Source organism: Neisseria sp. HMSC064E01, from assembly GCF_001808875.1.
Classification (GTDB): Bacteria; Pseudomonadota; Gammaproteobacteria; order Burkholderiales; family Neisseriaceae; genus Neisseria; species Neisseria sicca_A.
Genome location: NZ_KV794943.1, coordinates 1 through 11,420, shown reverse-complemented (window position 1 = coordinate 11,420; position 11,420 = coordinate 1). Strand labels below are relative to the sequence as shown.

12 protein-coding genes are annotated in these 11,420 nt (G+C 52.6%); 6 read left to right on the top strand and 6 right to left on the bottom strand.

What is annotated here, in order from left to right; genetic code table 11:
* Positions 1–876 (top strand): T6SS immunity protein Tli4 family protein (locus HMPREF2572_RS07985; RefSeq protein WP_246827786.1); only part of this gene is annotated, 876 nt, incomplete at its 5' end.
* Positions 877–1,130: 254 nt separating this feature from the next.
* Here the strand turns inward: HMPREF2572_RS07985 and HMPREF2572_RS07980 are convergent.
* Complete coding sequence (locus HMPREF2572_RS07980; RefSeq protein WP_070497534.1) at positions 1,131–2,327, bottom strand: acetate kinase; 1,197 nt, start codon at positions 2,325–2,327, stop codon at positions 1,131–1,133.
* Between the two features lie 525 nt (positions 2,328–2,852).
* On the opposite strand from HMPREF2572_RS07980, the gene HMPREF2572_RS07975 reads away from it, so the two are divergent.
* From HMPREF2572_RS07975 to HMPREF2572_RS07965, 3 genes are read left to right on the top strand one after another with little or no spacing between them, the layout of a single operon-like run.
* Positions 2,853–3,158, top strand: coding sequence for an HLGFF motif protein (locus HMPREF2572_RS07975; protein WP_049223426.1), 306 nt, complete (start codon positions 2,853–2,855; stop codon positions 3,156–3,158).
* Positions 3,158–3,355, top strand: coding sequence for a cbb3-type cytochrome oxidase assembly protein CcoS (ccoS, locus tag HMPREF2572_RS07970; protein WP_003744897.1), 198 nt, complete (start codon positions 3,158–3,160; stop codon positions 3,353–3,355). Before HMPREF2572_RS07975 ends, ccoS begins: the two co-directional genes overlap by 1 nt.
* Entirely contained in the window at positions 3,352–4,674 is a 1,323-nt protein-coding gene (locus tag HMPREF2572_RS07965; RefSeq protein ID WP_070497532.1) for an MFS transporter, read from the top strand. The genes ccoS and HMPREF2572_RS07965 overlap by 4 nt, the downstream gene beginning before the upstream one ends.
* 96 nt (positions 4,675–4,770) lie before the next feature.
* Here the strand turns inward: HMPREF2572_RS07965 and HMPREF2572_RS07960 are convergent, their stop codons facing one another.
* Both HMPREF2572_RS07960 and rpsU read right to left on the bottom strand, forming a co-directional pair.
* Entirely contained in the window at positions 4,771–5,217 is a 447-nt protein-coding gene (locus HMPREF2572_RS07960) for a GatB/YqeY domain-containing protein (RefSeq protein WP_070497530.1), read from the bottom strand.
* A 332-nt stretch (positions 5,218–5,549) separates the two neighbouring features.
* On the bottom strand, positions 5,550–5,762 hold the full coding sequence (gene rpsU, locus HMPREF2572_RS07955) for a 30S ribosomal protein S21 (RefSeq protein ID WP_002214819.1): 213 nt from the start codon (positions 5,760–5,762) through the stop codon (positions 5,550–5,552).
* A gap of 188 nt (positions 5,763–5,950) precedes the next feature.
* Between rpsU and HMPREF2572_RS07950 the strand changes: the two genes are divergently transcribed.
* On the top strand, positions 5,951–6,145 hold the full coding sequence (locus HMPREF2572_RS07950) for a hypothetical protein (protein ID WP_168161783.1): 195 nt from the start codon (positions 5,951–5,953) through the stop codon (positions 6,143–6,145).
* Here HMPREF2572_RS07950 and HMPREF2572_RS07945 read toward each other — a convergent pair.
* The 3 genes from HMPREF2572_RS07945 to gmk all read right to left on the bottom strand — a co-directional run bounded on the left by HMPREF2572_RS07945 (position 6,142) and on the right by gmk (position 9,292).
* Complete coding sequence (locus tag HMPREF2572_RS07945) at positions 6,142–8,298, bottom strand: RelA/SpoT family protein (protein WP_070497526.1); 2,157 nt, start codon at positions 8,296–8,298, stop codon at positions 6,142–6,144. The genes HMPREF2572_RS07950 and HMPREF2572_RS07945 overlap by 4 nt on opposite strands.
* Before the next feature lie 110 nt (positions 8,299–8,408).
* Positions 8,409–8,615 carry a DNA-directed RNA polymerase subunit omega gene (rpoZ, locus tag HMPREF2572_RS07940; protein WP_049231276.1) on the bottom strand — a complete coding sequence of 69 codons (207 nt, stop codon included), beginning with the start codon at positions 8,613–8,615 and terminating at the stop codon, positions 8,409–8,411.
* A gap of 59 nt (positions 8,616–8,674) precedes the next feature.
* Positions 8,675–9,292, bottom strand: coding sequence for a guanylate kinase (gmk, locus tag HMPREF2572_RS07935; RefSeq protein ID WP_070497647.1), 618 nt, complete (start codon positions 9,290–9,292; stop codon positions 8,675–8,677).
* A gap of 201 nt (positions 9,293–9,493) precedes the next feature.
* Between gmk and dxs the strand changes: the two genes are divergently transcribed.
* Positions 9,494–11,407 carry a 1-deoxy-D-xylulose-5-phosphate synthase gene (gene dxs, locus HMPREF2572_RS07930; RefSeq protein ID WP_070497524.1) on the top strand — a complete coding sequence of 638 codons (1,914 nt, stop codon included), beginning with the start codon at positions 9,494–9,496 and terminating at the stop codon, positions 11,405–11,407.
* Positions 11,408–11,420 lie beyond the last annotated feature (13 nt).

Below are 11,420 nucleotides of genomic sequence, written 5' to 3'. Positions count from 1 at the left end.
CGCCTGCCGTCCAAACGCCGTCATGGCAGTACATCTATTGATTACAACGGCTGGAACGTGATGGTTATGTTTGATGACTGGGATAGGAATTTTAAGAATATTAATAGGTTTAAACGTAGTGGACAATTTGGAACCGATATTGTCGTCGACACCCGTACTCTAATTCCGGGACAGGCGATGATGCAGGTAATACGCAGCAACTTTCTTTGGGAACATAGTATTACAATTAAAGAAAAAGGCATGCCCTACGAAGCCTATTTATATTTCAAACTGGATAATAATGACGCCTATATCGTACGCAGCTATTTCTATATCCCTGCTGAAAACGGTAAAGCCCCTGCCAACTGGGAAGCCCAAGAGAAAGAAGCAATCAACACCATTGAGAAAAAATTCCGTCAAGATTTCATCAACAGTTTGAAGACAAGACAGGAGTTTGAAGTGCCAAATAAACACGGCATCTGCCTGATAGGCGGTTTTATTGCCGATGACGGCAAAAAACCGTTTGAAGTCCATAGCACCGTCGAATTTGACAAACAACGCGATATGAGTTTGGAAATCATACACGGCGACGTGCTGGAGACAGGTGCGCCAACGCTGATAGACCGTAAAGTAAATCTTGGGAAAGGCGCAATGGTTAAAGCCTTAACCCGCACCATCCGCCAAGGCAAACGCGACATCAACGGTATGTCGGGAGAGGAAAAGCTGGTGAAATGGGGTGGCAACAAATATATGTTCTTTTGGGAACGCGACGGCGGCGACCCGCGCATCATGATGCAGTTCGGCGCGGAGAAGAAAGACGGGACAAAGCGAAGCGAAGCTGAAGTGCTGGCGATTTGGGATACGGTTTTGCCGACTTTGAAGCCTGTGAAGCAATAGCGATGGAAAAGGTCGTCTGAAAATTTTCAGACGACCTTTTTACTGCAAAGGAAACTTATCCCCCGTTATCTAAATGAAGAAAATCGGGGTAAATATCGTTTGAGATACGCAGCAGAAAAACCTACGCCCTCTTCTTTCCTTTGACGATAGAGAAAAAATCCCGAAGCGGGTCATGCAGACAAATCATGCTTTTTGCCGTGCCAACAAAAAACCTGCCGTTTTCGGCAGGTTTTTTTATCGGATGACTCGCTGTATTACAGGCCGCTCAGACGGGCGGTGTCGTGTGCAATCATCAATTCTTCGTTGGTCGGGATAACAACGGCGACGGCTGCGCTGTCGGCAGTCGTGATCACGCCTGCGGTACCGAAGCGGGCTTTCAGGTTGGCTTCGTGGTCGGCTTTCAGACCGAGGAAGCCCAAGTAGCCCAGTACGCGCTCGCGAATGATGTCGGAGTTTTCGCCGATACCGCCGGTGAAGACAAGTGCGTCCAAACCGCCGGCTGCGACGGCCATGCTGCCGATGTATTTGGCGAGGCGGTAGATGAAGATTTCCAGAGCCAGTTTGGCACCTGCATGGCCGTTGGCGGCTTCTTCTTCGATGGTACGGCAGTCATTGGACAAACCTGAAATACCGAGCAGACCTGATTTTTTGTTCAGCATGTCAGTGATTTGGGCGATGGTCATGTTGGCATTTTCAGCCAAGAAGCTGAAAACTGAAGGGTCGATATCGCCGCTGCGCGTACCCATGACCAAACCTTCCAGCGGAGTCAGACCCATGCTGGTGTCTTTACATTCGCCGTTGGCAACTGCGGCGATAGATGCGCCGTTACCCAAGTGGGCAATCACCATGCGCAGGTCTTTTTTGTCTTTGCCGAGGAAACGGGCGGTTTCATCGGAAACGTAGCGGTAGCTGGTACCGTGCGCGCCGTAACGACGCAAGCCGTATTTTTCATACAGTTCATGCGGAATAGCGTAGGTGTAGGCATGTTCCGGCATGGTTTGGTGGAAGGCAGTGTCGAATACGACAACGTTAGGCAGACCTTTGAAAATGCTTTGTGCGGCACGCAGACCCAAGAGATGCGCGGGGTTGTGCAGAGGAGCGAGCGGAATACATTTTTCGATGCCGGCGATGACTTCGTCGTCAACGAGGATGGATTCGCTGTACAGTTCGCCGCCGCTGACGACGCGGTGGCCGATAGCACCGATGCGGCTGTCGAGACCGTGGGCTTTGAGTTCTTCCATCAGGGCTTCAACTGCGCCGGTGTGGTCGGGTTTGGCAGACAGGTCGACTTTGTGTTTTTCGCCGTTTACTTTGAACGTGATGTAAGCGTCGGGCAGGTTGAGTTTTTCGGCAAGGCAGCTGAGCAGGACTTCGCCGCTGTCGTTATCCAGCACGGCGCCTTTGAGGGATGAGCTGCCGCAGTTCAAAACTAAGATAAGTTTTTGGGTCATTTGTTGTGGCTCCTGAAGGTTTCAGACGACCTGTGTGGGCAGTATCGGCAATCTGTTCTTTGTCGTCGATATCCCGCCAAAAATCTCCCGCAGGCATAGTGGATGCGCTTGAGGGCGGTGCCGGGCGTTTGCGCGGTCGGCCGTATTGATTTGGTGGCGTAAAATCTATGAAAGAAAAAATTATCGTTACATTCGGAATGGCGGCAACTTTATGAATGTTGCTTTCCGTGTGGTTTCTGCCGCCGCTGATTCGGCGGGGTCGTCTGAAATCGGTTGATGAATGTAAACCGCGCTATTCTAGCAAAAAACGGGTTCGGCTGCTTGGCTTAATGTTTGACCTGGAACAGGCTGGAGATGATAAAGGAAGATATTGATGTTTAAAGGGAAACGGTTTGTTTTCAGACGACCTGTCGAACGCGGGGGCGTAAAGCCCTTTGCAGGGGCGTGTCAAACTGTTACATTTAGACAGTTTTTGTATTCACTATGTCGTCTGAAAACAGCGGCAGCCTTTTAAGATTCTTTGATATGCACTATTTCAGTATCCATACGCAACAAGGCGCCCATGTGGGCTTTTTCATCATGCTGCCGGATGATGAATCCGAAACGCAGCCGCAGAGCGGGCGTTTCGCCGTCAAGCTGCAAAGTGAAGAAGGCGCGGCGGCGGAGGTTTTGGCGCCTTTCGGGCAAACCGAGATTCCGCAATATTGGCGCGTCGTGAAAGACCGTATCGAGCTGTTTTTTGACGACGCCCCCGTCGGCTCGCTGCGCAACGAATATCTGACCGTATCGGGACAGACTTTTGTCTTAACCGATTTGACCGGAGCGATGTGATGGAAAGTATGTTTATCTTAGTGCCCATCAGCATTATTTTGGCGTTTGCCATCGGCTATTTTTTCTGGTGGTCGGGCAAAAACGGACAGTTTGACGACCTCGAAGGTCCGGCACACCGCATTCTGATGGACGACGATTCCACCGACAAGCTGCTTGAAAACGAAATAGAAAAAGAAGAACAAGAATCCGAAAAATGAGCCTCAAAAAAGACAATCTGAATTTCCCGACCAGCCGCCGTTTCGCCCCACTATTCGGCACGCAGTTTCTGGGCGCGTTCAACGACAATATGTTCAAAACCGCGCTGTTTGTGATGATCAGCTTCTACGGTTTGGGCAAAAACAACTTCCTGCCCGCCAGCCAAATGCTGAACTTGGGCGCGTTGCTGTTTATCCTGCCCTATTTCCTGTTTTCCGCGCTGTCAGGACAACTGAGCACCAAATTCGACAAAGCCGTCTTGGCGCGATGGATCAAAGTATTGGAAATCGTCATCATGGCGGTGGCGGCGTTCGGCTTCTATATCCAGTCCGCCCCGCTACTCTTGATCTGCCTGTTTTGCATGGGCGCGCAATCGACGTTGTTCGGCCCGCTGAAATACGCCATCCTGCCCGATTATCTCAACGACAAAGAGCTGATTATGGGCAACAGCCTGATCGAATCGGGAACGTTCATCGCCATTTTGTTCGGTCAAATTTTAGGCACATCCGTCGCAGGCCTGCCACCCTCCGTCGTCGGCATCTTAGTATTGCTCGTCGCCATAGGCGGTACGCTGACCAGCCTCTTCATGCCTAACGTCCCCGCCAAAGCCCCCAACACCAAAATCGAATGGAACATCGTCAAAGGCACGCACGCGCTCCTGCGCGAAACTGCGCAATATGATGCAGTTTTCACTTCCATCATCGGCATTTCATGGTTTTGGTTTATCGGCTCGGTTTACACCACCCAACTGCCGACCTTCACGCAAATCCATTTGGGCGGCAACGACAGCGTCTTCAACCTCATGCTCGCCCTATTCTCCATCGGCATCGCCGCCGGCTCGGTATTATGCGCCAAACTCAGCCACGAACGCCTGCTCTTGGGCTTGGTAACCGTCGGCACGACGGGTTTGACCGTATTCGGCTTGATTTTGGTATGGCTGACCCAAGGGCAACGCTTTACCGAACTCAACGGCATCACCTGGTTCCTGTCGCAAGGCATGGCCTATCCCGTCATGCTCGTCATGACGCTGATCGGCTTCTTCGGCGGCTTCTTCTCCGTCCCGCTCTACACTTGGCTGCAAACCGCCAGCAGCGAATCCTTCCGCGCCCACGCCGTCGCCGCCAACAACATTATCAATGGCGTGTTCATGGTATCGGCTGCCATTTTAAGCGCGGTACTCTTGATGCTGTTCGACAGCATTTCCCTGCTTTACCTGATCGTCGCCATCGGCAATATCCCCTTGATTGTTTACCTGATCCAGCGCGAACCCCGTTTCTTAAACGATATGGGCAAGATATTTCACAATATCGGCAAACAGTAAGCCTAAACTTAAAAAAAGGGCGTCTGAAAACGGAAATTCCATTTTCAGACGACCTTTTTGTTGTTCTTGAATCCGTCCAAAGCGGTCGGTATTCAATTATGAAGTCAGCGCCGCTTTGAGGATTTTATTGACTTCGCCCATATCGGCTTTGCCTGCCAACTGGGTTTTCAACACGCCCATGGCTTTGCCCATGTCAGCCATTCCGGAAGCCCCGATCATGGCGATTACGGTTTCCACAGCAGTGCGGATTTCTTCGGCAGACATCATTTGCGGGAGGTAGCGGTGCAGGATTTCGCTTTCGGCATTTTCTTTGTCCGCCAAGTCCTGACGGCCTGCTTCGGTATAGATGTTGGCGCTGTCTTTGCGCTGTTTGACCATTTTGGTGATGATGGCGATCACTTTGCCGTCATCGGCTTCGGTGCGCTCGTCCACTTCGAATTGCTTGATGGCGGCATTGATGAGGCGGATAGTGCTTAACGTAGTTTGATCTTTAGCACGCATCGCGGTTTTCATGTCTTCGGTTAATTGTGCTTTCAGGCTCATGGGATGACTTTCAGGAAAAGATGGAAGATGGTATTGCACATACTGCCTTAGAGGATTTTCTATTTTTCAGACGACCTATTATCCTAGGGGCTGTCGACATTTAATTTTCCAAGTGGATTTTTGTTCACAAAGCGGAAGATTCAAGGCGGAAACCGCAACAAGGTTGGACACCTTGTGAGGATTTCCAACGCAGAAGATACCGCTTGGGGGATAAAAAGACACGGAAACTATTGAATGTCGACAGCTCCTAAAGGTCGTCTGAAAAACAAAACACACCGCAGGTTAAGCCTTGCGGTGTGTTTCGGCATCACAGGCAGACCTGCAATTGATGTTTAGTACATTTTAGGAGGCAGTTGTTGGCTGCGCAGGCGTTTTTGCAGGCGTTTTACGGCTGCGGCTTTTTTGCGTTTGCGCTCGGTAGTTGGTTTTTCGTAAGCTTCACGGGCGCGCAGCTCAGTCAACAGACCGGTTTTTTCTACGGCACGTTTGAAACGGCGCATGGCTACTTCGAAGGGTTCGTTCTCTTTAACGCGGATTGCAGGCATTTTATTTCCTTTAAATTGAATTCTGGTTTCAAACCGCCGAAAGGGATAAAGGTAAAAATGGGCGGTTTGTAAATAAAGTGGTGTCTGTATCTCGGGTGTCTTGCGACCGGCGGGATACGCGCCGTGATGTAAACATCACCTCCTAACAAGTCGGCTTTGAGCCGGATATGCCGTCGATGCGGCTGCAAATGAATTGCGGGATTATCTTTGATTGCGTCGTTTCTGTCAAGTTTGAAGGTCGTCTGAAAACCTTGATGAGTGGCGGTTTTCAGACGACCTTTGTAGCATTCGCGCATCCTGCCGATTTTGTTTTTGATTTTAAGAAAGACTTAAACCCTATCAGGCGGCAAAACGGTATCGGCTTTACCGCCCTTCTTCCCTAGCTTCGAACCACTTTGCGCACTTGGGGAATGGCGTGCAGGTTGTGAATAATTTGGTTAATCTGCGCCAAGTCCTTCACTTTGATGATGAACTTGAATTCGACGAATCCTTCCGTACCTGCCAGCGCTTTGTTAGGGGTTTCGACGGATTCGATGTCCGCGCCGGAGTTGGAGATGGCTTGCGCCATAAGGGCAAGCAGGCCGTGGGAGTCTTCGGACTGGATGCTGAGTCCGGTGCGGTAGGTGTGGCTGCCTATGCCTTCCCAGTTCGCGTCAAGCTGCTGCTCGGGATCGGATTTGAGCAGGGTCGGACAGGTATCGCGGTGGATAATCATGCCTTTGTCTTTGACCAAAAGGGCGCGGACGGAATCGCCCGGGACGGGGTGGCAACATTCGGCAAAATGGATGCGGCCGGTTTCTTGGTCGTTGACTTTGATGGGGCTGAGTTTGACTTCGCTGCCGAAGTGCTGCCCTGCCAGTTCGGCGATGTGCATGGCGACGTACACGGGCAGTGTGTGTCCCATGCCGACGTTGTAGAGGACTTCTTCAAACGAGGTTTGTTTGTCGTTGAGATCGGCGAGGTATTTTTCTTTGAGGTCGTCTGAAAGCAATACGTCTTTGGGCAACAGGCTGGACAGGGCTTTTTGCAGCAGGTTTTCGCCAAGAATGATGGCATCGTGGCGGTTGAGGTTTTTGACGTATTGGCGGATGGCGCTGCGCGCGCGGCTGGAAACGGTGAAATTCAGCCATGCCGGATTGGGCTTGGCGTGTTCGGACGTGATGATTTCGACGGAATCGCCCGTTTTGAGTTTGGTACGCAGGGGCATCATGGTGTTGTTGATGCGGGCGGCGACGGTTTTGTGTCCGATGTCGGTGTGGACGGCGTAGGCAAAGTCTATGGGCGTTGAGCCTTTGGGTAAGGTGAGGATTTTGCCTTTGGGTGTCAGGATATAGACTTCGTTGGGGAACAGGTCGACTTTGACGTGTTCGAGGAACTCGATGGCGTTCGCGCTGCTGGCTTGCAAATCAAGGATGTTTTTGAGCCATTGGTTGGTATGGAGGACGGCTTGATCGACGGTGTTTTCGCCGGATTTGTATATCCAGTGTCCGGCGATGCCGCCTTCGGCTACGGCGTCCATTTCGCGCGTGCGGATTTGAACTTCAATGGGCAATCCGTAAGGACCGACCAAAGTTGTGTGCAGGCTTTGGTAGCCGTTGCTTTTCGGGATGGCGATATAATCTTTGAAACGTCCGGGCTTGGGCTGATAGAGATTGTGCAGCGCGCCAAGGGCGGCGTAACACGCGGGAATGCTGTTGACGATGACGCGGAAGCCGTAAATGTCCATGACTTCGGCAAAGCGCAATTTTTTCGCCAACATTTTTTGATGGATGCTGTACAGGTTTTTTTCCCGGCCTTTGATTTTGGCTTCGATGTTCACACCGACCAAACGCTGGCTGAAAGCACGCAGAACCTTGCCGACGACGTCGCGGCGGTTTTTGCGGCTGTTGTCCATCGCTTTTTTAAGGGTTTCGTAGCGGTTCGGGTGGAGGTTTTGAAACGATAAATCCTGAAGCTCTTGATAGGCGTTGTTCAAACCTAGGCGGTTGGCGATTTGGGCGTAGATTTCGAGGGTTTCTTTGGCGATTCGGCGGCGTTTGTCGGGACGCATGGAGCCGAGCGTGCGCATATTGTGCAGGCGGTCGGCAAGTTTGACGACGATCACGCGCACGTCTTTGGTCATGGCGAGGATGAGCTTGCGGAAACTTTCCGCCTGATGCTCGGCATGATCTTCAAATTTGAGTTTTTCGAGTTTGGAAAGTCCGTCCACCATCTCGGAGATGGTTTCGCCGAATTCTGCCGCCATTTCGATTTTGGATACGCCCGTGTCTTCGAGTACGTCGTGCATTACGCCCGCGCACAAGCCTTGAATGTCCATGTGCCACAACGCAAGCTGCGTGGCGACGGCAAGGGGGTGGGTAATGTAGGGTTCGCCGCTTTTACGGGTTTGTCCGTCATGGGCGTGAAAGGCGTAGGCGACGGCTTTTTCAAGCTCGGCCTGTTCGGATGGGCTGAGATAGGAGGCGGTGCGGAACAAAAGTTCGCGGGCTTCGGCAGTCAGCGCATCGTAGGGGGCAGTGGGCTGGGGGGCGGGCATTTCAGACGGCCTTTGGTGTGTGTTTTGTTTTGAGCCGTCAGACTGTATCGGTCGGATGTGTCGCGCCGATACAATCCGCGCGGCGGTTGGGCAGATTTTGCCTGCCGGTATTATTTTTTGCGGGTCAGCAGCTCGGTACCGATTTGACCGGCAGCGATTTCGCGCAGGGCGGTAACGGTCGGCTTGTTGTTGCGGATGTCGTCAACCATAGGGGCGTTGCCGTTTTCAAGCTGGCGCGCGCGGCGGGCGGCGACGAGGGTCAGGTCGAAATGATTGGGGATTTTGCCAGTGCAGTCTTCAGTGGTGATACGGGCCATTTGTTTGCTTTCTTTCTATTAATTTGTGATGGAATGTAAATGCGTATTTTCGCTGTTTTTCAGGAATTTTCCAACAGGTTTGAGATAAATCCTTGCTGGGAAGATTTTTTCAGACGACCTGCTTTGATGATGTGAAGCAAATCGGCTTCCGCCCTATCTAAATCATCGTTGACGACGATATAGTCAAACAGGACGGATTGTTCGATTTCATGACGCGCTTTGGAGAGGCGGGTTTGGATGACTTCTTCACTATCTGTACCGCGTCCGACAAGGCGTTCGGCAAGGATTTCGAACGAAGGCGGCAGGATGAAGATGCTGCTGGCTTCGGGCAGCGATTTGCGCACCTGCGCCGCACCTTGCACATCGATTTCCAAAATCACGTCGTAACCCTCTTCGCTAAGGGAATTGACCCCTGCGATGCTGGTTCCGTAATAATTGCCGAAAACGTTTGCGTGTTCGAGGAAGGCTTTTTGTTCAATTAAGGATTCAAATTCTTCTTTGGGAACAAAATGATAATGCACGCCATGCTGCTCGCCTTCGCGCGGCTGGCGTGTCGTGTGCGATACGGAGACGCGCAAATCGCCGTTGTTTTTCAAAAGACGGGAAACCAGCGTGGTCTTGCCCGTACCGGAAGCGGCGGAGATGATGAAAATATTGCCTTTTTTATGGGGTTTCATGATGTTGGTACCGATGGAATTATCCGCTGATTGTAGCATACGGGACGTGTAATTTCATGTTCAGACGACCTTTACACGCATTACAAAACAGCGCTTTTGCCGACAAATCATTGGCAACCGAGATCAGGCAGGAAACCCACGTCTTTCTAAACTCTTGCTATAATTGCCCGCTATACACAAATAAGCCTGCAAAGACACACCATGAGCCACACTCCGCTACTCGATACCGTCGGCAGCCCGCAAGATTTGCGCCGCCTGGATAAAAAACAGTTGCCCCAAGTCGCCGCCGAGCTGCGGGAGTTTCTGCTGGATTCCGTCGGTCAAACCGGCGGTCATTTCGCCAGCAACTTGGGCGCAGTCGAGCTTACCGTGGCTCTGCACTACGTTTATCACACGCCTGAAGACAAGCTGGTTTGGGACGTCGGTCATCAAAGCTATCCGCACAAAATCCTCACCGGCCGCAAAGATCAGATGCACACCATGCGCCGCTATGGCGGCTTGGCGGGTTTCCCCAAGCGCAGCGAATCCGAATACGATGCTTTCGGCGTAGGACATTCATCCACCTCCATCGGCGCGGCTTTGGGCATGGCGGCGGCAGACAAGCTCTTGGGCAGCGACCGCCGCAGCGTCGCCATTATCGGCGACGGCGCAATGACGGCGGGTCAGGCATTTGAAGCCTTGAACTGCGCAGGCGATATGGACGTGAACCTGCTGGTCATTCTCAACGACAACGAAATGTCAATTTCCCCCAACGTCGGCGCGCTGCCGAAATACCTTGCCAGCAACGTCGTGCGCGATATGCGCGGCGTGTTGAGCACCATCAAGGCGCAATCGAGCAAGGTTTTGGACAAGCTGCCCGGCGCGATGGAGCTTGCCCAAAAAGTCGAGCACAAAATCAAAACGCTGGCGGGCGAAGCCGAACACGTCAAGCAGTCGCTGTCTTTGTTTGAAAACTTCGGTTTCCGCTACACCGGTCCCGTGGACGGCCACAACGTCGAGCATCTGGTTGACGTATTGAAAGATTTGCGCGGCCGCAAAGGCCCGCAACTGCTGCACGTCATCACCAAAAAGGGCAACGGCTACAAACTCGCCGAAAACGACCCCGTCAAATACCACGCCGTAGCCAACCTGCCCAAAGACGTTTCAGACGACCTCAAAACCGCAACGTCGTCTGAAAAAGAAAACAAACCCGCCGCCAAACCGACCTATACGCAAGTGTTCGGCAAATGGCTGTGCGACCAGGCGGCGGCAGATTCCCGATTGGCGGCGATTACCCCCGCAATGCGCGAGGGCAGCGGACTGGTTGAATTTGAACAACAATTCCCCGACCGCTATTTCGATGTCGGCATCGCCGAGCAGCACGCCGTTACCTTTGCCGGCGGCTTGGCTTGCGAAGGCATGAAGCCTGTCGTCGCCATTTATTCTACCTTCCTCCAGCGCGGCTACGACCAACTGGTGCACGACATCGCCCTGCAAAACCTGCCCGTTTTGTTTGCCATCGACCGCGCGGGCATCGTCGGCGCGGACGGCCCGACCCATGCCGGTTTGTACGATTTGAGCTTCCTGCGCTGCGTGCCGAACATGATTGTTGCCGCGCCGAGCGATGAAAACGAATGCCGCCTGCTGCTTTCGACCTGCTATCAGGCAAACGCCCCCGCCGCCGTCCGTTATCCGCGCGGCACGGGAACAGGCGCGCCCGTTTCAGACGACCTCGAAACCGTAGCCATCGGCAAAGGCATCATCCGCCGCCAAGGCGAGAAAACCGCATTCATCGCCTTCGGCAGCATGGTTGCCCCCGCATTGGCGGTTGCCGAAAAACTGAACGCCACCGTCGCCGATATGCGCTTCGTCAAACCGATAGACGAAGAACTCATCGTCCGCCTCGCCCAAAGCCACGACTACATCATTACTGCCGAAGAAAACGCCGAACAAGGCGGCGCAGGCAGCGCGGTGCTGGAAGTATTGGCGAAACACGGCATCTGCAAACCCGTTTTACTTTTGGGTGTTGCCGACACCGTAACCGAACACGGCGACCCGAAAAAACTTTTGGACGATTTGGGCTTGAGTGCCGACGCAATGGAAAAACGCATACGCGGTTGGCTGCCGGCGGCTTGAGCTAAAGCTGCGA